Origin of the sequence: Desertimonas flava (assembly GCF_003426815.1) — a bacterium.
In the GTDB taxonomy this organism is placed as follows: Bacteria; Actinomycetota; Acidimicrobiia; order Acidimicrobiales; family Ilumatobacteraceae; genus Desertimonas; species Desertimonas flava.
This window is the reverse complement of record NZ_QKYK01000029.1, coordinates 17,455-43,219: the sequence shown is the minus strand read 5'-3', so window position 1 is coordinate 43,219 and position 25,765 is coordinate 17,455. Positions and strand designations below refer to the sequence as shown.

Annotated in this window: 26 protein-coding genes; 16 read left to right on the top strand and 10 right to left on the bottom strand. The window is 70.7% G+C overall.

Going from position 1 to position 25,765, the window contains the following annotated elements; all coding sequences use genetic code 11:
- Window positions 1-97: 97 nt before the first annotated feature.
- Entirely contained in the window at window positions 98-2,725 is a 2,628-nt protein-coding gene (locus DN771_RS23485) for a molybdopterin cofactor-binding domain-containing protein (protein ID WP_117000010.1), read from the top strand.
- Window positions 2,726-2,826: 101 nt separating this feature from the next.
- On the opposite strand, the gene DN771_RS23480 is transcribed toward DN771_RS23485, so the two are convergent.
- On the bottom strand, window positions 2,827-4,386 hold the full coding sequence (locus tag DN771_RS23480; protein ID WP_117000009.1) for a C2 family cysteine protease: 1,560 nt from the start codon (window positions 4,384-4,386) through the stop codon (window positions 2,827-2,829).
- An 86-nt stretch (window positions 4,387-4,472) separates the two neighbouring features.
- Entirely contained in the window at window positions 4,473-5,345 is an 873-nt protein-coding gene (locus tag DN771_RS23475) for a glucosyl-3-phosphoglycerate synthase (RefSeq protein WP_162942327.1), read from the bottom strand.
- A gap of 20 nt (window positions 5,346-5,365) precedes the next feature.
- Here DN771_RS23475 and DN771_RS23470 point away from each other — a divergent pair, with 20 nt between their 5' ends.
- Window positions 5,366-6,118 (top strand): dihydropteroate synthase, encoded by a 753-nt coding sequence (locus DN771_RS23470; protein WP_117000007.1) that lies wholly within the window; start codon window positions 5,366-5,368, stop codon window positions 6,116-6,118.
- Between the two features lie 27 nt (window positions 6,119-6,145).
- On the opposite strand, the gene folK is transcribed toward DN771_RS23470, so the two are convergent.
- Window positions 6,146-7,015 (bottom strand): 2-amino-4-hydroxy-6-hydroxymethyldihydropteridine diphosphokinase, encoded by an 870-nt coding sequence (gene folK, locus DN771_RS23465; RefSeq protein ID WP_117000006.1) that lies wholly within the window; start codon window positions 7,013-7,015, stop codon window positions 6,146-6,148.
- 25 nt (window positions 7,016-7,040) lie between these two features.
- Window positions 7,041-8,051 carry a CapA family protein gene (locus DN771_RS23460; RefSeq protein ID WP_162942326.1) on the bottom strand — a complete coding sequence of 337 codons (1,011 nt, stop codon included), beginning with the start codon at window positions 8,049-8,051 and terminating at the stop codon, window positions 7,041-7,043.
- Here DN771_RS23460 and DN771_RS29785 point away from each other — a divergent pair.
- Together DN771_RS29785 and DN771_RS23455 are read left to right on the top strand one after the other, a co-directional pair.
- The gene (locus DN771_RS29785; protein ID WP_162942325.1) at window positions 8,041-8,430 is read left to right on the top strand and encodes a hypothetical protein; all 390 of its coding nucleotides are present in this window, start codon (window positions 8,041-8,043) and stop codon (window positions 8,428-8,430) included. The two genes, DN771_RS23460 and DN771_RS29785, sit on opposite strands and share 11 nt — an antisense overlap.
- 34 nt (window positions 8,431-8,464) lie before the next feature.
- Window positions 8,465-10,102, top strand: coding sequence for a Rieske (2Fe-2S) protein (locus DN771_RS23455; RefSeq protein ID WP_117000004.1), 1,638 nt, complete (start codon window positions 8,465-8,467; stop codon window positions 10,100-10,102).
- Between the two features lie 69 nt (window positions 10,103-10,171).
- Here the strand turns inward: DN771_RS23455 and DN771_RS23450 are convergent, their stop codons facing one another.
- Together DN771_RS23450 and DN771_RS23445 are read right to left on the bottom strand one after the other, a co-directional pair.
- On the bottom strand, window positions 10,172-11,506 hold the full coding sequence (locus DN771_RS23450) for a beta propeller repeat protein (RefSeq protein WP_117000003.1): 1,335 nt from the start codon (window positions 11,504-11,506) through the stop codon (window positions 10,172-10,174).
- Window positions 11,503-12,015, bottom strand: coding sequence for an RNA polymerase sigma factor (locus tag DN771_RS23445; RefSeq protein ID WP_162942324.1), 513 nt, complete (start codon window positions 12,013-12,015; stop codon window positions 11,503-11,505). The genes DN771_RS23450 and DN771_RS23445 overlap by 4 nt, the downstream gene beginning before the upstream one ends.
- Window positions 12,016-12,090: 75 nt before the next feature.
- Here DN771_RS23445 and DN771_RS23440 point away from each other — a divergent pair, with 75 nt between their 5' ends.
- Entirely contained in the window at window positions 12,091-13,113 is a 1,023-nt protein-coding gene (locus DN771_RS23440; RefSeq protein ID WP_162942323.1) for an amidohydrolase family protein, read from the top strand.
- A 10-nt stretch (window positions 13,114-13,123) separates the two neighbouring features.
- Here the strand turns inward: DN771_RS23440 and DN771_RS23435 are convergent, their stop codons facing one another.
- Window positions 13,124-13,513, bottom strand: coding sequence for a hypothetical protein (locus tag DN771_RS23435; RefSeq protein WP_117000000.1), 390 nt, complete (start codon window positions 13,511-13,513; stop codon window positions 13,124-13,126).
- Window positions 13,514-13,597: 84 nt separating this feature from the next.
- Here DN771_RS23435 and DN771_RS23430 point away from each other — a divergent pair, with 84 nt between their 5' ends.
- Window positions 13,598-14,617 carry an LLM class flavin-dependent oxidoreductase gene (locus tag DN771_RS23430; protein ID WP_116999999.1) on the top strand — a complete coding sequence of 340 codons (1,020 nt, stop codon included), beginning with the start codon at window positions 13,598-13,600 and terminating at the stop codon, window positions 14,615-14,617.
- A 35-nt stretch (window positions 14,618-14,652) separates the two neighbouring features.
- Here the strand turns inward: DN771_RS23430 and DN771_RS23425 are convergent, their stop codons facing one another.
- Entirely contained in the window at window positions 14,653-15,720 is a 1,068-nt protein-coding gene (locus tag DN771_RS23425; RefSeq protein WP_162942322.1) for an NAD-dependent epimerase/dehydratase family protein, read from the bottom strand.
- 43 nt (window positions 15,721-15,763) lie between these two features.
- On the opposite strand from DN771_RS23425, the gene DN771_RS23420 reads away from it, so the two are divergent.
- From DN771_RS23420 to DN771_RS23395, 6 genes are all read left to right on the top strand, one after another.
- Window positions 15,764-16,549, top strand: a complete 786-nt coding sequence (locus DN771_RS23420; protein WP_116999997.1) for an ABC transporter ATP-binding protein — start codon at window positions 15,764-15,766, stop codon at window positions 16,547-16,549.
- The gene (locus tag DN771_RS23415; RefSeq protein WP_116999996.1) at window positions 16,546-17,370 is read left to right on the top strand and encodes an ABC transporter permease; all 825 of its coding nucleotides are present in this window, start codon (window positions 16,546-16,548) and stop codon (window positions 17,368-17,370) included. Before DN771_RS23420 ends, DN771_RS23415 begins: the two co-directional genes overlap by 4 nt.
- The gene (locus tag DN771_RS23410) at window positions 17,370-18,035 is read left to right on the top strand and encodes an ABC transporter permease (protein ID WP_116999995.1); all 666 of its coding nucleotides are present in this window, start codon (window positions 17,370-17,372) and stop codon (window positions 18,033-18,035) included. The genes DN771_RS23415 and DN771_RS23410 overlap by 1 nt, the downstream gene beginning before the upstream one ends.
- A 93-nt stretch (window positions 18,036-18,128) precedes the next feature.
- Complete coding sequence (locus tag DN771_RS23405; protein WP_116999994.1) at window positions 18,129-19,145, top strand: ABC transporter substrate-binding protein; 1,017 nt, start codon at window positions 18,129-18,131, stop codon at window positions 19,143-19,145.
- Window positions 19,146-19,248: 103 nt separating this feature from the next.
- Complete coding sequence (locus tag DN771_RS23400; RefSeq protein ID WP_116999993.1) at window positions 19,249-20,217, top strand: ATP-binding cassette domain-containing protein; 969 nt, start codon at window positions 19,249-19,251, stop codon at window positions 20,215-20,217.
- On the top strand, window positions 20,214-20,978 hold the full coding sequence (locus DN771_RS23395) for an ABC transporter permease (protein WP_116999992.1): 765 nt from the start codon (window positions 20,214-20,216) through the stop codon (window positions 20,976-20,978). The genes DN771_RS23400 and DN771_RS23395 overlap by 4 nt, the downstream gene beginning before the upstream one ends.
- Here the strand turns inward: DN771_RS23395 and DN771_RS23390 are convergent, their stop codons facing one another.
- The gene (locus tag DN771_RS23390; protein WP_116999991.1) at window positions 20,979-21,656 is read right to left on the bottom strand and encodes a Crp/Fnr family transcriptional regulator; all 678 of its coding nucleotides are present in this window, start codon (window positions 21,654-21,656) and stop codon (window positions 20,979-20,981) included.
- 46 nt (window positions 21,657-21,702) lie between these two features.
- Here DN771_RS23390 and ispD point away from each other — a divergent pair, with 46 nt between their 5' ends.
- The 3 genes from ispD to rlmB are packed head-to-tail and all read left to right on the top strand — an operon-like array spanning window position 21,703 to window position 24,025.
- Window positions 21,703-22,407 (top strand): 2-C-methyl-D-erythritol 4-phosphate cytidylyltransferase, encoded by a 705-nt coding sequence (gene ispD / locus DN771_RS23385; RefSeq protein WP_116999990.1) that lies wholly within the window; start codon window positions 21,703-21,705, stop codon window positions 22,405-22,407.
- Window positions 22,404-22,922, top strand: coding sequence for a 2-C-methyl-D-erythritol 2,4-cyclodiphosphate synthase (gene ispF / locus DN771_RS23380; RefSeq protein WP_116999989.1), 519 nt, complete (start codon window positions 22,404-22,406; stop codon window positions 22,920-22,922). Before ispD ends, ispF begins: the two co-directional genes overlap by 4 nt.
- Entirely contained in the window at window positions 22,919-24,025 is a 1,107-nt protein-coding gene (gene rlmB / locus DN771_RS23375) for a 23S rRNA (guanosine(2251)-2'-O)-methyltransferase RlmB (RefSeq protein ID WP_116999988.1), read from the top strand. Before ispF ends, rlmB begins: the two co-directional genes overlap by 4 nt.
- Window positions 24,026-24,390: 365 nt before the next feature.
- Here rlmB and DN771_RS23370 read toward each other — a convergent pair whose 3' ends face one another.
- Complete coding sequence (locus DN771_RS23370) at window positions 24,391-25,194, bottom strand: enoyl-CoA hydratase/isomerase family protein (RefSeq protein WP_116999987.1); 804 nt, start codon at window positions 25,192-25,194, stop codon at window positions 24,391-24,393.
- Window positions 25,195-25,219: 25 nt separating this feature from the next.
- Here DN771_RS23370 and DN771_RS23365 point away from each other — a divergent pair, with 25 nt between their 5' ends.
- Window positions 25,220-25,762 (top strand): DUF4395 domain-containing protein, encoded by a 543-nt coding sequence (locus DN771_RS23365; RefSeq protein ID WP_205528740.1) that lies wholly within the window; start codon window positions 25,220-25,222, stop codon window positions 25,760-25,762.
- Window positions 25,763-25,765: the final 3 nt, after the last annotated feature.

Genomic DNA, 25,765 nt, shown 5'->3' with positions numbered 1-25,765 from the left:
TGCACCTCGGCGCAGGCAGACGGACGGCGTGAACGCCGTGTGACAGAAGCGTCGTGAACATGGCGGCGGGATCGATCCTTTGACAAACTGTTAAGTCATGACGACCGAGAGCGAGGCCCCCGCGTCCCCATCGGCGGCGAGCGTTGCGTTCACGGTCAACGGCACGCCGGTCACGGTGAGGGGCGACCATCCCCACCTGCTGGCGGCGTTGCGCGAGGAGCTCGACATCACCTCGCCCAAGGACGGGTGCTCGCCCTCGGGGCAGTGCGGCTGCTGCACGGTGCACGTCGACGGCAAGGCCGTCGTCAGCTGCAACCTTCCGCTGGAGAAGGTGGCCGGTAAGTCGGTCGTCACGCTCGAGGGGGTCGATCAGGCCGAGCGCGACAGCTTCGCCGGTGCCTTCGCCGCGTGCGGCGGTCTGCAGTGTGGGTTCTGCATCCCCGGCATCGTCATGCGCGCGAAGTCGCAGATCGACCGCAAGGGCGCGGAGCTCGACCGGGCGGCCATGGCCCCGCATCTCGGCGCCCACCTGTGCCGCTGCACTGGGTACGTCAAGGTGCTCGACGCCATCGAGGCGGTCGCCAAGGGCAAGACGTTCGAGCCGGAACTGGGTCGCGGGATCGGAGCGTCGGGGTCCAAGTACCAGGCAGCCGAGCTCACGCTGGGCGACCGCGGCTACGTCGACGACATCCGCGTACCGGGAATGCTGCACGCCGCCCTCCGCTACACCGACCACGCCCGCGCCGACATCATTGCCATCGACACGGTGGCAGCCGCCGCTGCGCCTGGTGCCGTCGCCGTGCTGACCGCGGCCGACATCCCCGCCGAGCTGCGGGTCGGCATCATCTACAAGGACTGGCCGGTGATGATCCCGGTCGGCGGGCGCACGTCGTACGCCGGCGACGTGCTCGCCGTCGTCATCGCCGAGACCCGCCAGCAGGCCCGGGCGGCGGCCACGCTCGTCGACGTCTCCTACGATGTCCTGCCTCCCGTCACCGATCCCTTGGCCGCCATCGAACCCACGGCCGACGTCGCCGTCTGGGGCACCGACACCAACGTCTTGTCGGTCAGTGCCTACGCACGCGGCGACGTCGACGCGGCGCTCACAGCCAGTGCCCACACCGTGCACGAGGTGTTCCAGACCCAACGCATCGAGCACGCCTTCCTCGAGCCGGAATCCACGCTCGCCGTGCCCACGCTGGGCCCCGACGGCACCACGGACACGATGCACGTGTACTCCGGCGGGCAGGGCGTGTGGGACGACCGTGACGACATCTGCCGGATGCTCGGCGTCGCCACCGATCGGGTCACCGTCGAGCTCGTCTCCAACGGCGGCGCGTTCGGCGGCAAGGAGGACATGAGCAACCAGGCGCACGCCTCACTCGCGGCCTGGCTCATCGGCCGGCCGGTCAAGTGCACGCTGTCGCGCGAGGAGAGCTTCCGCATGCACGCCAAGCGCCACCCGGTGCGCCTCGAGTACTGGGCCGGCTGCGACGCCGCCGGCGTCCTCACGGCCATCAAGGTCCGGGCCGTCGGCGATTCCGGCGCTTACGCGTCGGTCGGCATGAAGGTGCTCGAGCGGGCGGCCGGACACGCCACCGGCCCGTACCACGTGCCCAACGTCGACGTCGAGGCGATCGCCGCCCGCACCAACAACCTCGTCTGCGGCGCGTTCCGCGGCTTCGGGGCCAACCAGGCCCAGTTCGCCATGGACGGCGTGCTCGACCGGCTCGCCGCAGCCGTCGGGATCAGCGGGTGGGAGATCCGCAAGCGCAACGTCATCCGGCCCGGGGTGCTGTGGGGGCCGGGACAGATCATGGACGACGGCGCCGCCGGGGCCGAGGCCTGCCTCGACGCCATCCGGCCGGCCTACGACGCCGCCCGCGCCGCGGGCAAGGCCGTCGGGCTCGGGCTCGGCCTGAAGAACTCCGGACTCGGCAACGGGTTCCGCGAGGTGTCCGGCGCCGTCGTGCGGTTCCGCTCGTCCGACCAACGGGTCGAGGTGCGCCACGGCTGGACCGAGATGGGCCAAGGCGTCCACACCGTCGCCGTCCAGGTCGCCGCCGAGGAGCTGGGCATCGACCCCGATCGCATCGACGTCATCGTCGACACGTCACGACAACTCGGCTTCGGTCAGACCACCGGTTCGCGCGGGACCCTGATGGCCGCCGGCGCCGTTCAGCGCGCCTGCGCCGCCGCCATCGCGGCCGGTTGCACGCCCGACGTCGATCACCACGGCGAGCACGTCATCGACTGGACGGCCAAGCTCGGCGACCCGGCCAATCCGACCCCGACCATCCACTCGGCGTTCGGGTATGCGGCGCAGCTCGTCATCGTCGACCGAGAGTCGGGCAAGATCGAGCGCGTCGTCGCCGTACACGACGTCGGTCGGGCCGTCAACCCGCAGCTGTGCACCGGTCAGATCGAGGGCAGCGTGCACATGGGCCTCGGCTACGCCCTGACCGAGGAGTTCCCCACCGATCCCGAGACCGGGTTCCCGCAGTTCTCGACGCTGCGCCAGCTCGGCATCCTGCGGGCCAAGGACGTGCCCGAGATCGAGGTGCACCTCGTCGAGGTTCCCCAGCCACGGTCGCCCTACGGCATCAAGGGGGTGGGCGAGATCGGCCTGGTGCCCACCGCACCCGCCGTCGCGGCCGCGCTCCACGACCTCGACGGCGGGTGGCGCACCACCCTTCCCATGCGCCCCGGGACCGACCCGGCCTAGCCCCGGGCTAGCCCCAATAAGCGCCCCGCCCCACCTCGGACGTAACAGATGGTGCCTGGCACCATCTGTTACGTCAGCTGACACGTCGCGTCGGGATGGTGTCAGTGCGCGCCGCCCGTCCCGGCGAAGTACCGGTGATAGGCGCCGATCTCCATGGCGAACACGCCGTCCGTGCCGAGCGGGATGTCGCGCCACCACGAGATGTCGTTGGCACGATGGGTGCCCGACGTGACGGACGTGCCCGTCGCCTCGCAGTAGCCCCACGGGTTGCGGAGGACCACGTAGTCGACGAGCCGTGTGCGCAGGGGGAACCGGAAGCGGGTCTCCAGGTACACGCGGTTCGCCGGGGTGACGGGTATCGAACCGCCCACGAACGGACCCGGGTCGGGACCGGGCCCGGGGAACGGACCGTCGGGGATCACCCAGTCGGGGATGACCCGATCGGGGATCACGAGATGGTTCCAGTCGATGACGAACTCACGTCGTTGCAGCCAACCGAGCACCGAATAGGCGTGCGATGCGACGACGTTGGCATCGCGGTACGCGACGTCGGCGGCGTCGTCGGTCTGCTCGGGATCGTCCCAGTGCGTCCACGAGACCATCGGGGTCGTCGTGCGCCCGTTGACCGTGTGGGCCTTGACGAGATCGAGGATCTGCGACGCCGAGTACGAGTTGTGCCAGTTGCGGTAGTCGCTCAGGCCGGTCAGCTGCCGGCAGGCGATCGACGGGTCGCCGCCGGCGATGTTGGGGATCGCCGGGTAGTCGGTGATCTCGCCGAGCCGCCACTTGGCGTAAGCCTTCTCGTACACGGCTGGCCAGATCTCGCCCGCCTCGTTCGAGCGAGCGAAGTGCGTGCCACCCCACGAGTTGAGGAGGATGCGATCGGTCACCTCGACGTTCTCCACGCCGCCGTCGCCGTAGAAGCCGATCTGGTGGCGGAACGCCTCATTGTCCAGCGCCGTCGCCCGGTTGCGGTCGGCGATCGTGAACGGCATCGACCAGGCGACCGAGGACATGGCGGCGATCACGTAGCAGTCGCCGACCGCGCCCTGCACGGGATCGAGGAACTCGGTGCCCTCGTTGTAGAAACGTCCGCCGTCGGTCCACGTGAGCCCATCGGGGTGGTACCCGAGCAGCGGCGGGAAGATGAGGTCGATCAGCTGGTCGTCGAACAGGTCGGCCCACCTGCGGTTGCGCTGCGCCGCTGTCTCACCGAGCCGGACCATCACGTCGTTGCTGCCCTGGGACACGGCCCGGATCGGCACGTCGGCCGCCTTGGCGCCGAGGCGGGCGACGAGGTCGGCGAGCGTGCGGACGTCGTCGAGTTCGTGGTCGCGCGGCGCGGTCCGGTCCAGCGTCGGTCGACCGTGCTGGATCCGCCCGTCCTTGCCCTGTACCTGACCGATGTAGAGCGGCGAGCCGTTGGCCGGCGAGAAGAGGTCGGCGTAGGGCATCTGGAAGATCGACTCGAGCAGGGCCGGGCGATCGTCGACCGCCTTCCAGTCGATCGGCCGGCCGACGATGAGCTCGGCCAGGGCGTAGGGACTGGGCACCCCGACGTCGGCGAGCGGACTGCTCACGCTGCGGGTGGCAGCACGCTTGCGGGACGAGGTGGTCGCCGCACGGGACGTGCGGCGCGTGGCGGTCGTGGTCGATGGCATCGTGCCCTCCTGGTTCGCCCCAACACCGCCCGGAGATGGGGAGCCACGGCGACGCCGCGTGATACACCGTTCGCCGGCGGCCCGCTTCAGGCGAGGCTGGCGATCGGCGGTCGCTCGGCGAGATGCAGCGGCACGACCGAACCGTCGGCTCGGTGCAACGCAGGGACTGCTTCGGCCCCCTGGTCGGCGCCGCGGCCGACACGGCCGAGCGCCGTCGCCAGCACTTCGGCGGCCTGGACCGACAACTCGTGGAGACTGCGGTGCCGGTGCCTCCGTTCGCCGAGATCGACCTGGGCGATCGCCCGCGCACCGGAGCGGGCGGTGATGTCGAGCACCATGCCGATCTCGGCGCCCCATCCCTCGACGAACGGGATCGCCTCCAGGGCGCTCCGCCGACCGGCGTACTCGCCCGACAGCGGTTGGGCGAGCCCGGCGAGGTCGGGGGCGAACAGCGAGAGCAACGGCCGGGCGACCAGCTCGGTGGTCCGGCCACCACCGCCGTCGGTGGTGGGTCGGTGGTACAGCGCCTTGACGAGATCGACCGTGGGATCGGTGAGCAGCGGGGCGAGCAGGTGGGCGACCCACACCGGTTCGAACGTCGTCACGTCACCGTCGCACCAGACGACCAGATCGCCTTGCGACACCAGCAGCGACGCCCACAGCGCATTGCCCTTCCCGTGGCCGGCGCCATGAACGCGGTGGACGTCGTCGATCGACACGACGGTCGCCCCGGCCGATGCGGCCGTGGCGGCCGTCGCGTCGGTCGAGCGGTCGTCGAGCACGAGCAACTCGTCGACCAGCCCGGTGTCGTCGACCAGCCGGGCCCGTGCCGCGGCGACGAGCGGTCCGATGGTCGCCGCCTCGTCACGGCACGGGAAGCACAGCGTCACTGTCGTGTCGCCCTTCGCCGCGGCGGCCGCCGCCGGGGTCCAGCCGGCGGTCGGGAAGGTGCGGATCACGGTCACTAGGGTGCCTCCCCATGCGCTTGTTCGGCGTCGTCAACGCCAGCCCCGACTCGTTGCACACCGAGTCGATCGTCGACGGTCCCGAGTCGGCGCTCACTCGCGCCAGGTCGCTGCTCGCCGCCGGCGCCGATGCCATCGACATCGGTGGCCAAGGGTCGACGGACATCGCCACCGTCGTCGACTGGCGCGTGGAGTGGGAGCGCCTGCGCGACATCATCCCGGCCGTCGCCGCACTCGGTATCGACGTCAGTGTCGACACCTGGCGCCCCGAGGTCGCCGAGCGGGCGCTGTCGGCCGGGGCGACCGTGCTGAACGCCGCCGACGGGATGCAGCAGGACGACATGTGGCGTGTCGCCGCGGAGCATGAAGTGCCTGTGGTGCTGCCGTTCCTGTCGGGCCCGAACCCGCGGGCGATGACCATGGTGGGCAGCGACCCGATCGAGGCGATCACGGAGTTCTTCGCCGCTCGCCTCGCTGAGGCCGACCGGTACGGGATGCGGGCGCGGTGCATCCTCGATCCGGGGACCGGCTTCGCCCCGCCGAACTGGCCCTGGGAGGAGCGGTACCTCTACCAGCGCGACGTCTACACGCGCCTCGACGAGCTGCGTCACTTCGGGTTGCCGCTGTACATCGCCCTGCCGTGGAAGCGCACGGACCAGCACGACGAGCTCCTCGAGATCGTCGTCCGGGCCCGGCCCGAGTACGGCCGGGTGCACCACCCCGAGCGGGTCCGGGAGCTGGAGGCGCGCCTGCTCCCCGACGCGTAGATCGCCGGCCACCGACTCACGTTGGGCTCACTGCTCGGCGAGCGGACCGCGGGGGTGGACGCCATCGGGTGGCAACGTCTCGTTCCAGTCCGGAGGACAGCGTTCCGGGGCCACCTCGGCGAGCGGCGTCAAGACGAAGCGCCGCTCGGCGAACCGGGGGTGGGGGATCGTCAGCTCGGGGTCGTCGAGCTTCACATCGTCGTAGAACAGCACGTCGACATCGAGCGTGCGGGGGCCCCAGTGGACGACGCGCTCACGACCGGCGGCCACCTCGATCCGGCGGCAGCGGCGCAGCAGCGCGTACGGGTCGAGCGAGGTCCTCAGGCCGACCACCATGTTGAGGTACGCGCCCTGACCATCCGGTCCACCGATCGGGTCGGTCTCGAAGACCTGCGAGACGCGGTCCACGCCCGGGAGGGACGACACCGCCAGGCGGAGGAAGCCGACGCGATCGCCGAGGTTCGAGCCCAGCGCGACGATCGCGTCGTGGGAGCCGGTCGCCGTGTACTCGACGGCGCGGCGGTGGATCCGCACCGCCGTGCTGTCCAGGTGCTCGGGGATCGGCGGACGAAGCTTGGTGACGGTGACATCGACCGCCTCGACACGGTCGATGGTCAGGACGGTCGCCGCGACACGGTCGGCGAGCCGTTCCAGGAGCTGGTCGTCGGCGTCGCGCACGACCGCCGCCACGCGCTCGGCCACGTCGCCGTAGTTGGCCGTGTCGCCGAGGTCGTCGGAACGGCCGGCGTCGCGCAGGTCGACGTGCAGATCGAGGTCGATGCGCAGGGGCTGGGCGATCTGCCGTTCGTGCGTGAGCACGCCGACGATCGTGGTGACGACGAGGCCCCGTATCTCGATGCGGTCGAGTGCCGGCCCCGTCGGCGGTGCAGTGCCCACGGCGGGTCACTGTACGGCCGGGAGGCTACGGCGGCACAAAAGGTCCGAGGATCGTCATCGTTCGGGCGAGCGACGCCTCGAGCCGGGCGCGCAGCCCGGGCGGGGTGGCCGGGTCGGCCAGCGTGGGCTGGACGAGCCGGACGATCCAGCCGGCGTCGCGGTCACACCAGGTGGGATGGATGACCGGCGTCGAGACGTCGAAGCCGCTCCCGTCGGATCGCGGGGTGAACGACACGGCTGCGACGGCGGCGTCCTGACTGGCCGCCGGCCAGGTGGAACCGGTGGGCATGTTGGAGACCACGTTGCCCAGTCCGTAGATCACCCACACCCCGTTGACCTGCTCGATGCCCTGCAGCACATGGGCGTGGTGGCCGACGACGAGGTCGATCTGCCCGCTCGCGGTGATCGCCGCCGCGACCTCGCGCTGGGAGCTGGTGATCGTGTGGTCCTTCTCGTTGCCCCAGTGCATGCTGACGATCACGAGCTGGGCGCCCAGGGCTCGGGCGGCCGTGGCGTCGGCGACGATCCGGGCGGGATCGATGGTGGCCGATCGCCACTCTTCGCCGGCGGGCATCCGCAGGCCGTTGTAGCTGAACGTGTACGACAGGTGCGTCACCCGCACGCCGTCGACGATGAACACGCGCGGGGCGATCTCGTCGGGTGTGCGGGCCATGCCGGAGACCCCCAGGCCGGCCGCCTCGAGCACGGTCACCGTGCGGTCGATGCCGGCCACGCCACGATCGAGCGTGTGATTGCTCGCCGTCGAGCACCGGTCGAAGCCGGCGGCGGCGGTGGCCGCGGCCACCTCCGCCGGCACGCCGTAACGCGGGGCGGTGGTGAACCCCTCGCCCTCCGGGGCGATGGGGGTCTCGAGGTGACAGACGGCGAGGTCGACGTTGGCGACGAGTGGGGCCAGCCCGGCGAGCATCGGCGTGAAGTCGTAGCCCGCCGGTCCGTCGGGGTGGGCGGCGGCCCAGTTGGCCTGCGCCCCGGCCCACAGCGGGCTGTGCCACAACGAGTCACCGGTGAAGGCCATCGACAGCACGCCGTCGGTCGGCGTGGCGATCGTCGTCGTCGTCGTGGTGCTGCTGGTCGTCGTCGACGTGGCCGTTGTTGTGGACGTGGCCGTTGTTGTGGAGCTGGACGTGGACGTCGTGGTCGTGGTGCTCGACGTCGTCGTCGGGCCCGGCCACCACGCTCCCGACGTCGTCGTCGGCCACCAGGGGCGTGGCGCGCCGATGCCGGCGCGTGTGCCGAACGCGTCCGCTGGGCCATCTCCACCGACCTCCGGCCCCGATGCGGTGAGGACGACGGCCATCATCGCCGACGCGATCGCCCTGGATGCTGTGCGGCCTCCGGCCACGCAGCAAAGTGTCGTTCGTGGCCGACGCTGCGGCGCGGATGGTCGGCCTTGACTTCAAGCGCGATTGAAGCCGTACCGTGCGCGGTATGTCCGTCGTCTCCGACATCACCCTGTCCGACCTCGAGGTCGGTTCGATGCGCCTCGCCCGGGTGGGCGAGCGCCGTGTCCTGCTCGTCCGCACCTCGTCTGGGGTCCACGCCCTCGACCATGCCTGCCCCCACGAGGGTTACGGCCTGACCCAAGGCGACCTCTCGGGCGACCTGCTGACGTGCGCATGGCACAACTGGAAGTTCGACGTCAGGTCGGGAGCGTGCGTGCAGGGCGAGGAGGCGGTGACCGCGCACGACGTCGAGGTCGCCGACGACGGCACGCTGTCGGTGACGATCAACGCGCCCGAGCCGGCGGAACTGCGGACCCGCCTGACGGCGAGCCTACGCAGTGGCATCGAACGCCAGCGCGTCGGTCAGGTGTCGCGGGACGTCGTGCGCCTGCTGCGTGCCGACGCCGACCCCGGCGAGCTGGTCTGGGAGGCCGTGCAGTACGGCGCGCCCCGCGCCGAGTTCGGTTGGGGCCACTCCGTGGCGTCGGCAACCGACTGCCTCGCGATGGTCGACCACTACGACGGCGACGCCAGGGCGCTGCCGGTGGTGCAGGCGATCGCGGGCATCGCCGAGACCGAGCGGGGTCGTCCGCCGCGCCCGCTGCCCCCGCCGCTGCCGTCACTGCCGGCCGACCCGCTCGGAGCCTTCCGGGCCCACGTCGAGGCGGAGTCGGTGGAGGATGCTCAGGCGGTGCTCCTCGCCGCCGTCGACAGCGGCGTCGACGCGGCGACGTTGCGCCGCTGGTTCACGGCGGTCGTCAGCGACCATCACCTGTCGTACGGTCACGCCGCGATCTACTCGCAGAAGGCCTTCCAACTGCTCGATCGCCTCGGCTGGGACCGGGCGGCAACCGTGTTGCCGCATCTCGTGCCGACGATCATCTACGGCACCCGTGAGGACACGTTGCCCTACATGCGCCCGTTCGTGCGGGCGATGGGCGCGGTCGACCTGGCCGCCCTGTGCGAGGTCGTTCCCGATCCGTCGTGGCAGGACGACGGTGCGTTGCTGGCCGCCCTGCTCGGCGACGATCGCCGGGCGGGGCTCGCTGCCGCCGCCGGCGCGCTTCGGTCCGGTGCCGGCATCGACGGCGTGCTCGATGTCGTGTCGCTCGCCGTCGCCGAGCGCATGCTCCGCTACGACGTCGCCGGCGAGTTCGAGTTCCACGACGACTTCGGCTGGCTCGACATCACGCATGGCATGACGTACGCCAACGCCGTGCGCTGGCACGCCGCCGGTCGCTCCGACCCCGACGTCCTACGCCTGGCTCTGTGGTGCGTGTTCCAGGCCCAGTGGACCGGCCGCCACGAGTGGCACTCGACTGTCGGCGAGCCCGCGGACGTCGATCTCGGATTTGGTGCCTCGGCGCCGACCCCCGCTGACCTCCGGGCGGCGGGGGAGCGGCTCCAGCGCCGCGCCCTCGACGACACGACATCGGCGCAGATCGTCCACGCCCACGCCGTGAAGACCACCGTGGCGGCCACCGAGGAAGCCGTCGCCACCGGCTCGCCCCGCCCCCTGCAGGCCGCCCAGCGCTTCCTCGAAGCCCCCAAGCTCGAACGCTTCGTCGCCGCCAACGTCACCCGCGCCATCGACTTCATCTCCGGCCGCACCCAACGCGACTGACCCCCGAAGTTCTTGTACTGATTTCGCGTCACCGGCGACAAGAAATCAGTACAGGAAGTCCACGGCGAGTCAGAGACCGAGCGTCCAGATGCTCGCCGAGTTGGCCGCGTCGGCCGCGGCCTCGTCGGGCAGCAGCGTCCCCTCCGGGCCGCCGATCGTCCACGGCCAGCCCCTCTCGCCGACGGCCACCGCGCCGTCGCCGAATGCCGTGGCCGCCCAGCGGAACCCGTCGGGCTCCACCGAGTACTCGGTCCACTCGAGTCCGTCCGGTGACCGGTACTGCCTGGAGGCGGGGTCGGCCTGCAGCCCACGCGCAGCGAGGGCGACGAACTCGCCGCCGACGTGAACGATCGCACTCGGAGCGACACCGTCCTGGTCGACCGCGCCGAGCGTGGTACGAGTCCATGTCGAGCCGCGGTCCGTCGACGTCCATGCGAGTGTCTGGATCCATCCCATGTCCTCCGAAGATGTCGCTCCGAGGACCACCAGGCGATCCTCGGTGCCGGCGACGGCAACCGGATGATCGCCGTCGCTGCCGGGCAGTTCGATGGCGGACCACTCGCGTCCGTCCGTCGAAGTCAGGACCAGCCGCTCCGACCGTGTGGACCCGGTCACCACGAATAGGTCGTCGACGAAGGTGGCGGCGTTGGTGAAGGCCGTGTTGAAGTCCCCGTAGCCGTCGACGACCTGCCAGTCCGCACCATCCGGTGAGAACCACAGGCCGAAGCTGGCGGCGAAGACGCCGTGAGGTCCGGCTGCGATGCTGGTGGCGAGCCGTCCGTAGTCCAGCGAGCTGGCACGCGGGATCGTGATCGACTCCCAGTGTTCGAGGTCGTCGGTCCTCCAGAAGTTCGAGCCGTCGGACCCGACCAGCCGGCCGTCGAACTCGACGAGGTTGACGAGCGTCCGGGCGCTCGACCCCGTGAACTCGGTGGGGCCGAAGTCGTCGTCGTTCGGGAGCCGCTCCCACGTGAGACCGTCGGCGGACCGCCACATCGCGTTGTAGGTGATCAGATCACGACGCTCGCTGCCGACGGCGATGAGGCCGAAGCTGGTGTCGGCGACGGAGGCGATGGCGATCGCGTTCGGCGTGGCGCTGGCGATGATGTCCTCGCCCATCGGCGCCGGGAGGAACAAGCCGTCGAGGTCGGGGACGAGCTTCCAGTCGGGGTCGGGAGGTGACGGGTTCGACCAGCCGCCGTCACCGCGAGTTGCGATGCGGGCGATGACCGCGCCGCCGGCGATCGCCACCGCCGCGGCGGCACTCATCGACAGAAGCCGCCGGCGGCTGGTGCGGATCGGCGCGGCGGCCGGTTCGTCGAGCGGGACGACCGGCACGAGCGGTCGTTCGAGGTCGTCGAGGTAGCGGCTGTAGGCGCTGAGTTGGTCGTCGAGGTCGATCATCGGTCGGACTCCGGGTCGTCGTTGATGCTGTGGCGTGCAGGTTCCACCCCGAGGCGCCGGCGGAGATGGTCGAGGCCGCGGCTGAGATGGTTGCGGAGCGTCGAGACCGAGATGTCGAGCATCGCCGCGGCGCTCGCCAACGTCTCGCCCGCACCGTGCACGAGCAGGACCGCTTGGCGTTGCTGTTCGGTCAGTGCGTTGAGGGCGTCGGGGAGCGCCGGCTCGAACCCGTAGCGCTCCGCCGCCTCGGGCACGACGGCCGGCAGCGCCTTGCGTCGGTCCCGCGCGGCGTTGCGTCCGACGCGGTACAGGTACCCGGCCGGGTTGTCCATCAGCCGGAGGTCGGACCAGCGCTGGAAGCCGAGTTCCATTGCCCGCGACGCAGCCTCCACGCCGATCTCCACCCCGCACGCGGCCACCAGAGCCCGCCGCACTCGCGGCTCCGTCTCGCGATAGAACGCGGCGAAGTCGACCCACCGGATGTCGGCCACGTCGTCAGTCTCGTCCACCGGCGTCGGTCCCATTGCCCGATGAAGGCAACGAGCCCCCCGAACGTGTCACGCGCGGGTCGTAACCTCGGGGCGATGGGAGCCGTGACCCCCGGACTGGTCTGTTCGCACCACCACCTCTACTCGACCCTGGCGCGGGGGATGCCTGCGCCGCCGCGTACCCCAACCGGCTTCGCCGAGATCCTCGAGCAGATCTGGTGGCGCCTCGACACCGCCCTCGACCTCGACATGCTTCGGGCATCGGCGCGGCTCGGGGCCGTGGAGGCGCTGCTCGCCGGGACGACGGGGATCGTCGACCACCACGAGAGCCCGAACGCCATCGAGGGCAGCCTCGACGTGATCGCCGACGCATGCGCCGAGGTCGGCGTCAGGACATCGCTGGCCTACGGCGTGACCGATCGCCACGGGCCCGACGGCGCCCGCCGCGGCCTCGCCGAGAACGAGCGGTTCCTGCGCGCCGGCGGCCGGGGCATGGTGGGGGTGCACGCCGCGTTCACGTGTACCGACGACACGCTCGCCGCCGCAGCCGGCCTGGCCGCCGAGCTCGGCGTCGGCGTGCACATCCACGTCGCCGAGGGCTCGCCCGACGAGGCGGCCGGTGCCCGCCTCGAGCCCCTTGCCGCCGACGATTGGCTCATCGTCCACTGCGTTCGGCTCGACCGGGAGCTGCCCGGCCTGCTCGCCCACAACCCGCGCAGCAACATGAACAACGCCGTCGGCTACGGCCGCCCGGCCCGCAAACGCAACGATGTCGTGCTCGGCACGGACGGCATCGGGGCCGACATGCTCGAGGAGTTCCGCCTCGCCTACGTCGCCCACCGTGCGGACGACGTGACGGCCTCGCCCGACACGGCCTGGAGCTGGATCACCAACGGCTACCGCCTACTTCCTGAGTGCGAGGGCGACCGGGTCACGTGGTCCTACGACCACGCCGACTCGCCATGGCACGTCGCCTTCACCCCGGGCATCAGGGCGCTCGATGTCGTGGCCGCCGACGGCGAGGTGCTCGTCGAGGGCGGCCGGCCGACCCGGGTGCATCTCGACGAGGTCAGGGCCCACGCCGCCGAGCAGGCCGCCCGCCTCTTCGCGCTCCTCTGACGCGGCGGCGTCAGCCGCCGAGCTCCTGGGTGGTGAAGACGGTCTCGCCGTCGACGGTGGCCGTGAAGTCGCCCTCGAGCTCGGTGATCGACGCTCCCGGCAGCTCGGACGTGCGGCCGCTCAGCACGGCCTCACCGCCGTCGACGGTGGTGCCCGTGCACTCCACGTCGACCGCCTCACGGCCTCCCTCGCTGACGGTCGCCGTGCACTTCAGGCCGTCGTCGTCGATCTCGTGGCCAGCGTGGTTGAACTGCTCGGCGCCCTGGAGCGCGGCGAAGTTGCGGACGGCGAGCTCGACGCCGTCGTCGAGGAGGTTCTCGCGGTCGTCCTCGGAGCAGCCGGCAACGAGGCCGATGGACGCGACGGCGATGGGCAGGGCGATCAGATGGCGAAGGCGCATGCCTGTACTCAACCTGATTCCGGAGTCGATTGCAGTGGGGGAGGCCCCACGGCGGATGGTGGGGTCTTGTGCGATCATGCAGCCATGGCCGAATCTGCTGGCAACCGTCGCTATCCCGTCGCTCTCTACCTGCAGGACGCCCACGACATCCGGGAGGGCATCGGGATCGTGCGCCGAGCGGAGGCGGCCGGATTCGCCGCCGTGTGGCAGGCCGACAGCCGTCTCGTGCGCGACGCCGTCGTGCCGATGGCGGCGTTCGCCGCGGCGACCGAGCGCATCAAGATCGGCTCGGGCGTCATCGACATCTGGACCCGCAATCCGGCCCGCTTGGCCAGCACGTTCTCGACCCTCGACGATCTCGCGCCGGGCCGCATCCTCGCCGGCCTCGGCGCCTGGTGGGATCCGCTGGCGACCAAGGTGGGCATCCAGCGCGCCCGGCCACTCACGGTGATGCGCGAGGTGGTCGCCGCGATGCGTGGACTGCTCGGCAACGAGACGGTCAGCATCCACGGCATCCATGCCCGGCTCGACGGCGTCGAGCTCGACTACGTGTACCAGCCGCGCCGGGTGAAGGACGTGCCGATCTACATCGGTGCCACCGGTATGCAGATGATGGAGCTCAGCGGCGAGATCGCCGACGGGGTGGTGCTCAACTACCTCGTCGACCCGGCCTACAACGCCCGGGCGATGGAGGCCCTGGCGACCGGCGCAACGCGGGCGGGGCGCAGCGTCGACGACATCGACCGTCCCCAGCTCGTGGTGTGCAGCGTCGACGAGGATCGTCAGCGAGCCCTCGACGCCGCTCGCCTGATGGTCACGCAGTACCTCGGCCAGCAGCCCCACATCATGAAGGCGTCGGGCGTGCCCCAGGAGCTGCTCGACGAGATCGGCAAGGTGCTCACGTGGCCGGCCACGCACGACGAGGTCGAGGCGGCCAGCCGGCTCGTGCCCGACGAGGTGGTGCAGCGCTGCACGGCGTCGGGCTCGCCCGACGAGGTGGTCGCCAAGGTGGACGAGTACGTCGCCGCCGGGGCGACGTGCCCGATCCTCTACCCGCTCGGGCCTGACGTCGACCTGATGCTGGAGACGTTCCGCCGCACCTGAGCGTTACGGAAGGTGCCTGGCACCTTCCGTAACGGTCACTTGCGGTTGACCTCGATGCCGCCGACGGCGATGAGCGACTCGACGCAGTCGCGGAGTGAGTCGTCGAACGGGCGGAACTCGATGGGCACGGCGGCGCGGATGCGCTCGTTGTGCAGTTCCAGGCCGGCCCAGATCGAGCGGAACTCGTCCTCACGCTCCTTCCAGCGGTCGGGGGCGTTGTCGGCGATCGGGCCCGGGTCGTGGTGCAGCTCGGGCAGGACGCGGTCGATCGACCGGGCGATCGTCTCGTAGTCACGGGTCTCCGTCGACATGGCGATGAACCGCTCGCCATTGCGCACCGTGGTCGACTCCAGCAGCCCCACATGGCACGCCGCGTTGTCGCGCACGTCGACGATCATCCACGGCCGGTACGGCCCGGTGCCGTGGAAGATCTCGCAGCGGCCGGCGACCATCTTGCCGATCAGCCCCTGCCAGTTCACCCGCCCCTGGTGGGCCGACAGGATCGGACCGATGTTGTCGGCCGGGCAGACCGTGATCGCGTCCCACCGGCCGCTCGGTGACGAGGCGGCGGCGTCGGCGAACGAGCGCTCGGCGATCACCTTGCCCATCGAATAGCCCTGGCCCCGCTCCGGTGTGCGCTTGGGATTGGACTCGTCGGGCAGGCGGTCCTCGTCGACGACCGGCCGGCGGGCGAGCTCGCCGATGTCGGCCTCGGAGATCACCGCGGCGATGCTGGAGGTCACGACGACCCGCCGCACCGAGCCGGAGCCCTCGATGCTGGCGATGATGTGATCGCACGTCCGGCGCACGTAGTCGGGATCGTCGTAGGTGCTCACATGCGACACGTGGGCGACGCCGTCACAGCCGCGGAACACGTCGTCGAAGCAGCCCGCCTCGTCCAGATCGGCAGCGTGCAACGTGAGACGCCCCGACGCGAACGCCGGCATGGCCCGCAGGAAACCCACCTTCGTCTCGTCGTCCGTAGCTCGCACGCATGCCCGCACCCGGTAGCCGCGATCGAGAAGTTCGCGGACCACCCACCCGCCGATGAATCCGGCCGCGCCGGTGACCGCGACGACGTCGCCCGTGCGAATTTCTGCCATCTGCCCCTCCATCCGTCGACGGCCAGAGGTTACGGTCAGGCGGATGATCGAGCTCGATCGGGTGTCCAAGCGCTTCGCTCCGTCGGCGCCGCCGGCGGTCGAGGATCTCTCGTTGACGATCGACGACGGCGAGGTGCTCGTGCTGCTCGGCAGCTCGGGCTGCGGCAAGACGACGACCTTACGCATGATCAACCGCCTGATCGAGCCGACGTCGGGCACGATCACCATCGACGGTCGTGACGTCCAGTCGATGCCGGTCCACGAGCTGCGGCGCGGGATCGGGTACGTGATCCAGCAGTCCGGTCTGTTCCCCCACCGCACCATCGTCGACAACGTGACGACGGTGCCCCGCCTGCTCGGCTGGGACCGCAAGCGCCGCAACGCCCGGGCCCACGAGCTGCTCGAGCTCGTCGGCCTCGAGCCGGAGCTGGCGAAGAAGTATCCGGCTCAGCTGTCGGGCGGGCAGCAGCAGCGCGTCGGCGTCGCCCGGGCGCTGGCCGCCGACCCGCCGGTGATGCTGATGGACGAGCCGTTCGGTGCCGTCGATCCGATCGTGCGGGCCCAGCTGCAGCGCGAGTTCAAACGGCTCGTGAAGGATCTCGGCAAGACGGTCGTCTTCGTCACCCACGACGTCGACGAAGCGATCGTCCTCGGCACGCGCATCGCCGTCATGCAGACGCCTGGCCACATCGCTCAGCTCGACGCCCCGGCCGATCTACTGGCGAACCCGGCGTCGGAGTTCGTCCACGACTTCGTCGGCAATCGGACCGTCGTGTACGACCAGGCCGGCAACGCCTCGGGCTACAAGCTGGAGACGCCCTTCCCGTGAGCCCGGCGATGCGGCGGAGTGCCCTGCTCCTGGTCGTCGCGGGCGTGCTCGGCGCCGCGATCGCCGCCTTCGTCATCGACACCGAGGTGGCGACGTGGAGCGGACCGCAGCTGGCCGGGAACTGGGACGTGATCGCCCACTGGTTCGTCGAACACGTCCGCTTCACGATCACGGCCGTCAGCCTGGGCACGTTGATCTCTCTGCCCCTGGCCTACGTGTCGATCCGCTGGCCCAAGACCTACCCGGCGATGCTGACGGCGACCAACGTCCTCTACGCCGTTCCGTCGATCGCCCTCATCGTGATGCTCGCCTCGCTGAACGCCGACGTCCTCGGCGTCGTGAGGTTCTCGTACCTCAGTGACGCGCCGATCGTGGCCGCGATGACGCTCTACACCCTGATCATCCTCGTGCGGAACATCGTCGAGGCGGTGCGATCGGTACCCGACTCGGTGGTGCGCGCGGCCGACGGCATGGGGTACCGGCGCATCGTCCGCTTCACCACGGTGGAGTTCCCGCTCGCCCTTCCCGGCGTGATCGCCGGCCTCCGGCTGGCGACCGTCAGCACCGTGTCACTCATCAGCGTCGGCGCCCTGACCGGCCGCGGTGGGCTCGGTCGCCTCTTCGCCGACGGGCGCCGTCGTGGAATCGTCGTCGAACTGTGGTCGGGCATCGTGGCGATCGTCGTGCTCGCTCTCGTGCTCGACGCCATCCTCGTGCTGATCGGGCGGCTCGCCACGCCGTGGACTCGAGCCGGCACGCGCCGGACGTCCCGCCTGCGCCTGCGTCCCCAGGCGGCACCCACCGCGGCGGAGCCCGCCTGATGCGCGACATCCTCGACGGCTTCGGCTGGCTCACCACCGCCGACAACTGGTGGGGTAAGAACGGCATCGCCGTCGCCCTCGGCGAGCACCTGCGCTACTCGCTGTATGCCTTGCTCGGGGCGGCCGCCATCGGCTTCCCGATCGGTCTGTTCATCGGCCACACCGGTCGCGGGCGGTTCGTCGCCGCCAACCTCGCCGGGCTGTGGCGGGCCATCCCCACCATCGGGGTCGTTGGCGTGCTGTTCGACTGGAAGCCGCTCACACTGTGGCCGGTGCTCGTGGCGCTGATCATCCTCGCCGTCCCGCCGATCATGCTCAACACGGCCGCCGGCATCGACAGCGTCCCGCCCGACGTGCGCGACGCAGCGCGGGGGATGGGTCTCACCGGGTGGCAGTCGTTGTGGCAGGTCGAGGTGCCCAACGCCGTGCCGCTCATCCTCGCCGGTGTCCGGTCGGCGGCCAACCAGGTGATCGCCACGGCGACGATCGCCGGTTTCGTCGGACTCGGCACGTTCGGCGTGTTCATTTTCAGCGGCATCGGCACCCGGCAGTACGACAAGGTCGCCGGCGCCTCGATCGGCGTGATCACCCTCGTCCTCGTCGTCGAGCTCCTCTTCGCCTCGCTCCAGCGCCTGATCGGCGGCCGGGCCACCCGGCCGCTGTAAAATCTGAGCGAACGTGTCGGAAATTGGCGCGCTAGGGTTCGGGCCGGGCTCCCAGCGCGGGGAGCTCGATAGCCCCTCAGGAGGTCCCTGACCATGCGCAAGCGCTCCACGGCGGTCGTCGCCGCAACAGCGATCCTCGCCTCGCTCGGCTCGGCCGTCTCCGTCTCCGCCGGCACCGAGCCGCCGGGTACCGAGCCGACCGGCTCCGATGCTGCGGCCTCGGATGCCCCCACCCCGACCGGCGAGATCGTCGTCGGTTCCGCCGACTTCCCCGAGAGCGAGCTGCTCGCCCAGATCTACGGTCAGGCCCTGTCGGCCGCCGGGTTCTCGGTCAGCTTCCAGCTGGCCATCGGCTCGCGCGAGGTGTACATCCCGGCGCTCGAGAACAACGAGCTCCAGCTCATCCCGGAGTACACCGGCAACCTGCTGAACTACGTCACCGATCCCGACGCCGAGGCGGAGACGGTCGACGATCAGGTCACGGCCCTCGCCGAGAACCTGCCCGAGGGCCTCGAAGTGCTCACGCCGTCGGCGGCCGAGGACGCCGACACGCTCGTGTGCACCGCCGCGGCCGTCGAGGAGTTCGGCCTCAGCGACTTCTCGTCGCTCGCCGAGAGCGCCGGCGACATCAGCATCGGTGCCCCGCCCGAGTTCGAGGCGCGGTCGCCCTACGGCTTCACCGCCCTCCAAGACGCCCTTGGTGTCGAGTTCGAGGAGTTCGTGCCACTGGCGTTCGGCGACATCCCCGCCGCCCTCGAGGCCGGAGAGATCGACTGCGGCAACCTCAACACCACCGGGTCGGCGTTGATCGACAACGACAACCTGATCCAGCTCGAGGACGACCTCGGCGTGATCTCGCCGCAGAACGTCGTCCCCCTGGTTCGTAGCGAGGTCGTCACGCCCGAGCTGTCGGCGACGCTCGATGCCATCAGCGCCGCCCTCACCACCGAGATCCTCACCGGCCTGGTCGCCCAGGTCGAGGTCGATCAGCTGGGTGCCGACGTCGTGGCCGCCGAGTGGCTGGCCAGCCTCGCCGCCGGCGGGCCCACCAGCGGGCCGCCCTCGAGCGGCGCCCCGTCGACCGAGGCTCCGGCAACCACCGCCGCCTGACCTCGTCACCACCAACTGCTGATCGGGCACCTCGCCCGCGCCACGTCGGCGCAGGTGGGGTGCCCGATTCGCGCCCGGGGAGACAGCTACGGTCGAGCGGACCGTGATCGAGATCCGCCACATCACCAAGCGCTTCGGCTCCACCGTGGCCGTCGACGACCTCAGTTTCGACGTGCATCCCGGACGGGTCACCGGCTTCCTCGGACCGAATGGGTCGGGCAAGAGCACCACGATGCGGTGCATGCTCGGCCTCGATCGCCACGAGGGCGGCACCACGATGTTCGACGGCCAGCCGTTCCGCAGCCTGTCCAAGCCCCTGTTCCAGGTGGGCGCGCTGCTCGACGCCGGCTACGTCCATCCGGCCCGGACGGGACGCAATCACCTGCGGTGGATGGCGGCGAGCAACGGCGTCCCCAGCCAGCGGGTCGACGAGTGCCTCGCCATGGTGGGCCTTGCCGACGTCGGCGGCCGCAAGGTGCGCGGGTACTCCCTCGGCATGCGCCAGCGCCTCGGCCTGGCCGGCGTGATGCTCGGCGACCCGACGACGATCATCCTCGACGAGCCGGCCAACGGTCTCGACCCCGAGGGCGTGCGGTGGATCCGCGACTTCCTCGTCGCCCTCGCGCGGGAGGGACGGACGATCCTCGTCAGCAGCCACCTCCTGTCGGAGATCTCCCTCATGGCCGACGATCTGGTCGTCATCGGCCGCGGCCGGCTCATCGAGCAGGGCCCGGTCAGCCAGTTCATCGACCGCTACGCCCGCCGTTGGGTTCGCGTGCGCACTCCCACGCCCCGACCCTTCGCCGAGGCGCTGTCGCGAGCCGGCGGCGAGTGGCGGGCCTTCGGCGCCGACGGCATCGACGTGGCCGGCTTGGCCATCGAGCAGATCGGCGAGCTGGCGATGCAGACCGGCACCGTGTTACACGAGCTGTCGCCGCAGAGCGAGTCCCTCGAGGACGCCTTCCTGCAGGCGACGGCGGGCGCGCAGGAGTACCACTCCGGCGCTCCGGCTCCGGGCCAGCAGATTCCGCCACCACCGGGGCAGCTCGGTCCGCCGGGGGGTGGGCGATGATCGACAGCCTGCGCAGCGAGTGGATCAAGCTGTCCACGCTCACCGTGGTCAAGGTGCTGGCGATCGTCGCCGTCGCCTTCCCCGTCATCGTCGTCGCCCTGGTGTCGGCCCTCAGTGACGACATCGTCACCAGCAAGGACCTGATCGACCTCATCAACGTCGTCGCCGTGCTCTCGGCGATGCTCGTCGGTGTCGTCGCGGCCATCGGCATGACCAACGAGTTCAACCACGGCACGATCCGCCCCACCTTCGCGGCCCAGCCGCGGCGGCTCCAACCCCTGCTGGCCAAGCTCCTCGTGCACCTCGCCTTCGCCGCCGTGCTGATGCTGATCGTCCTCGCCGTCTCGTGGCTCCTCGGCGTCGGCCTCTCCGACGCCCCGTCGGACAACTTCCCCCTGCGGGAGTTCAACGGGTTCCCGGTGCCGGCCCTCGCCGCCCTGGCGGGTGCCGGACTCCTCGGGGTCGGGCTGACCATGCTCGGTTTCGGGCTCGGCATGCTCATTCGCAACACGCCGGCCACGGTGAGCGTGCTGTTGTTGTGGCCGCTCGTGGCCGAGGGCCTGGTCGCCGCCCTGCTGTCCGCGCTCGACAACGACGAAGCCGTGCGGTTCCTGCCCTACGTCGAGGGCATCAACATGGCCTCGTGGAATCCCGGCACCGACGACCTGATGGGACGGGTGCCCGGCGGCATCTACTTCTTCGTCTGGGTCGCCGCGATCACCGTGCTCGGCCTCTGGCGGACCAACCGCAGCGACGCCTGATCAGCGAGCGCGGAGCTCGAGCCGATCGCGCTGCGTGATGGTGTAGTGACGGTCGCGCTGCTCCAGCCAGCCGAGCCGGATGAAGCTGGCGATCGCCTTGTTGACCCGCTCGCGGGAGGCGCCGACCATGCCGGCCAGCTCCTCCTGGGTGACGGGCAGGATGAACTCGTTGTCGCTCCCGGCCAACTCGAGCAGCCGCTTGGCGGTGCGCCCGGTGACGTCGAGGAACACCGAGTCGGCGAGCGCCTCGTCCATCGCACGGAGTCGCTGGGCGAGCATCCGAGTGACGTTCCAGAGCATCGTCGGCTGTTCCTTGAACATCTCGATGACCGGTGCGTAGGGGATCGACAGCACCCGGGACGGCTCGAGCGCCCGGGCCATCGCCGACCGTGGCCGATCGTCGAGCAGGCCCATGTCGCCGAACAGGTCGCCCGTCTCCATCAACGCGACGACGCTCTCGCGTTTGTCGATCGGATTGGCGAGGGCGATGGCGAGTCGGCCGTACGTGACGACGTACAGGGCGTCGGGTGCATCTCCCTCTTGGAAGAGCACGTCACCCCGAACGAGCTGCTGTTCGGTGCAATGCTCGGCCAGGGCGGCGAGGATGTCGGACGGGGCGTCGGCGAAGAACTCGGTGCCGGCTAGGACGTCCCGGTAGGCGTGCGTGTCGTTCCCCATGCTGGCCAGCAGGTTAGTGCCCCGGCGCCCCAGTACCCTGCTCCCGATGCCTGGGACGCCCGTTTTCGACGCCGCGGCCGCGGTGCGCGTCTGGACGATCGTCGTCGCCGGCGGCTCCGGACAGCGGTTCGGGGCGCCCAAGCAGTTCGCCTCGCTGTTCGGAGACGAACGTGTGATCGACCGATCCTGTGACGTCGCCCGGTCGTGCGCCGGCCGCGTGGTCGTCGTGCTGCCGTCGGCCGACCAGGTGGAGAACTGGCGGGCGGCCCGGCCCGACGACGTCGCCGTGGTGGGTGGGTCGACCCGGAGCGAGTCGGTCCGGGCTGGTCTCGCTGCGGTCCCCGCCGACGCCGACATCGTCTGCGTGCACGATGCCGCCCGCCCGCTGGCCACCGCGGCCCTGTTCGAAGCGGTGGTCGCGGCCGTGCGCGCCGGCGCCGACGGGGCGGTGCCGGCCCTGCCCGTCACCGACACCGTCAAGGTCGTCGATCCCTCGGGCGCCGTCGTGTCGACGCCCGACCGGTCCACGCTCGTCACCGTGCAGACGCCGCAGGCGTTCGCCGCGTCGGTGCTACGGGCGGCCCACGCGTCGGGCGCCGAGGGCACCGACGATGCGTCACTGGTGGAACAGGCCGGTGGTCGTGTCGTGGTGGTCACGGGCGAGTCCTGGAATCACAAGATCACCGATCCCGCCGACCTCGATCGGGCCCGGGCCCTGCTCGCCGACCGGCACGAAACGGCGCTGTCGTGATCGACGTCCGGGTCGGAAACGGGTTCGACGTCCACCGCGTCGGTGACGACCCCGAGCGTCCGATGGTGCTCGGCGGGTGCGTCTTTCCCGGCGTGCCGGGGCTCGTCGGCCACAGCGACGGCGACGCCGTCGCTCACGCCGTCGCCGACGCCCTGCTCGGTGCCGCCGGCTTCGCCGACATCGGTCAGCAGTTCCCCGACACCGATCCCGAGTACGCCGGCGCCGACTCGATCGAGCTGCTCCGCCGGGTCGTCGAGCTCGTGCGGGGCGACGGTTGGAGCGTCGGCAACGCCGATTGCAGCGTGGTGTGCGAGGCTCCGAAGCTGGCGCCGCTGCGTGAGGAGATGCAGCACCGCCTGTCGGCGGCCGTCGGTGCGCCCGTGTCGGTGAAGGGACGTCGGCCCGAAGGGCTCGGAGCGCTCGGCCGCGGCGAGGGCATCGTCTGTTTCGCCTCCGTCGTCATCACCCGGGCCACCGCCGGGACCAGCACCCAGACAAGCGAGGTAACCCGATGAGTCCGCGACAGCAACGGTCGGGATCTGGCCGCGGAGGCGGCAACAGCCGGTCCGGTCAGGGCCGGGGGTCCGGCAAGGGATCGCCGCGCGGACAGGGCCGGGCGCCGGCGAAGCCGGGACGGAGCGGCGCCAAGCCCGGTCGCCCCGCCGCCAAGTCGGCCCGCGGGTCCACGCGCGGATCCCGCGTCGATGCGCCCGCGGCCAACGCCAACCAAGGCGTGGCCCGCCCGCCCCGCACGCGCCTCGTGCCGTCGCGGGCGACCCAGACCCACATCGGCGTCGATCGGTCCCGAGGCGCCGCTCGCGTCGGTGGCGTCCGCCGGCTGTCGGGCGATCCGTTGCCGAAGCGCTCGGAGAAGGGGCTCGGTGGCGAGCAGGTCGAAGGGCGCCAGGCGGTGCGCGAACTGTTGATCGCCGGACGGCGCCGCATCCACGAGATCTGGCTGTCGGCCGAACTGTTCGACGACGAGGCCGTCGCCGACATCCTCGAGATCGCCAAGGCCAACCGGGTCCCCGTCGCATCGGTGGCCCGCAACAAGCTCGACGCCCGGGCGCGCACCGAGGCGCCACAGGGCATCATCGCCTACGCCGCCCCGCTCGAGGAGGGCGATCTCGGCGCTCTCATCCGTGGCAAGAACGGCAAGCCGCCCTTCCTCGTCGCCGTCGACGGCGTCACCGACCCGGGCAACCTCGGCGCGATCCTGCGCAACTGTGAGGGCGCGGGAGTCGACGGGGTGATCCTGCCGAGCCATCGTGCGGTCCACGTCACGCCGACGGTCACCAAGTCGGCCGCCGGCGCCGTCGAGTACGTACCGCTCGTGCTCGTCGGCGGCCTGCCGACGGCGATCAATCAGCTGCGCCAGCACAAGGTGTGGGTGGTCGGCCTCGACGACGCCGCCGACCGTTCGTTGTTCGACATCGCCGATCTCGCCGTCGAAGGCATCTGCCTCGTGCTCGGTGCCGAGGGCGCTGGACTGTCGCGGCTCGTCCGCGAGCGCTGCGACATGATCGTCAGCATCCCGATGCTCGGTCGCCTCAGCTCGCTCAACGTGTCGGCTGCCGCCGCCCTCGCCACCTACGAGGTCGCCCGCCACCGTGCCTGACGTTTCGTCCTCGGCGAGCATCGTCGCTTCGCTCCTCGCTCGCCTGCGGCGAGTTGTAACGAGCTCGCTTCGCTCGCACGAAGAGTTGAAAGAGGCGGCGGCGCAGCAAGCTGCGCTGGTCGCCGCATCGAAGGGGGGAATCCCCCCTTCGAGCATCCCCCCGACGGCGTCGGCGCGTTGGTCGGTGCGCGACCGGTTCGAGCATCCCCCCGACGGCGTCGGCGCGTTGGTCGGTTCGCGACCGGTTCGAGCTTCCCCCCAACGGCGTCGGCGCGTTGGTCCGTTCGCGACCGGTTCGAGCATCCCCCGACGGCGTCGGCGCGTTGGTCGCTTTGCGACCGGTCGCCGGGTTCGTCTGGCAGCGGTCAGGTGTTGGTGAAGTTCGGCGGGCGCTTCTCGACGAACGCCCGCATCGCCTCGACGTGGTCGGCGGTGGCGCTGGCCATGATCTGCTGACGGTTCTCGAGGTCGATCGCCGCCTGTAAGCCGGGGATCTCGAGGGACGTCCACATCGCCTCCTTCGTCAAGGCGACGGCGAAGGGGGCGTTGGACAAGATGTGCTGGGCCTTGGCCCGCGCCGCATCGAGCAGCTTGTCGTCGTCATGGAGTTCGACGACGAGACCGATGCGGTAGGCCTCGTCGGCATCGAAGTTGCGGGCCGTCACCATCAGTTCCTGGGCCCGGGCGACACCAACGATGCGCGGCAGTAGCCAGCTCGTGCCGATGTCGCACGCCGATACCCCGATGCGCAGGAAGGCGGCGCTGAAGTTGGCCGAGCGGGCGGCGAGCCGCACGTCGGAGCCGAGGACGAGCGCGAACCCGCCGCCGTGGGCCGGCCCGTTGGCTGCGGCGATCACCGGCTGCGGCAGCGAGCGAAGGTGAGGGATCAGCGAGGCGATGTGCTTCTGCACGGCCAGGCCACCCTGCGTGCGCCCGAAGCCCTCGGTGTGCGGTGCCTGGCCGTACCCGGTGATGTCCAGGCCGGCGCAGAACCCCCGGCCGGCGCCCGTCAGCACGACCACCCTGATCGTCGGATCGACGGCGATGGCGTCGAGGTGATCGTGCAACCCTTGGACGAGCTCCGACGTCATGGCGTTGAGCCGTTCCGGACGGTTCAGGGTGAGCAGGGCCACGTGAGGATCGAGCAGCGAACGTTCGACGGCGGTCATGGGGTGATTGTCGGCCCCGGGGTGCGTGAGGCACGAGTCGAGCGCTAATGTTGACTACATAAGTCGAGTATTTTCCTTCCCGAACCCCGTCAACGAGGTCGCCGCCCGCACGGTGGCGGCGGGCGTCGTCGCCATGTCGCTCGCCGTCGTGGTGCCTCGATGGACCTGGGTGCTGTGGCCGCTCGCCTTCGGGTTCGTCGCCAGGGTGGCCGCCGGACCGACGTTCAGCCCGCTCGGTCGCCTCGCCACGCAGGTCGTCGTGCCGCGGCTCCCGTTCGCCGCCCGCCCGGTCGACGGTCCGCCGAAGCGGTTCGCCCAGGGCATCGGGGCCGTTCTGTCGGTGACCGCCCTCGTCGCCCACATGGCGTTCGGCGCCACCATCGTGGCCGTCGTCCTCGTCGCCATGATCGCCATCGCCGCGACGCTGGAATCGGCGCTCGGCTACTGCATCGGGTGTAAGGTCTTCGCTCTGTTGATCCGCTCGGGTGTCCTCTCCGACGAGGTCTGCGCGGCGTGCGCCGATCTGTCCCTCCGGCGGAAGCAATCGCTGTCTCCCGGCGTTGACTGACGC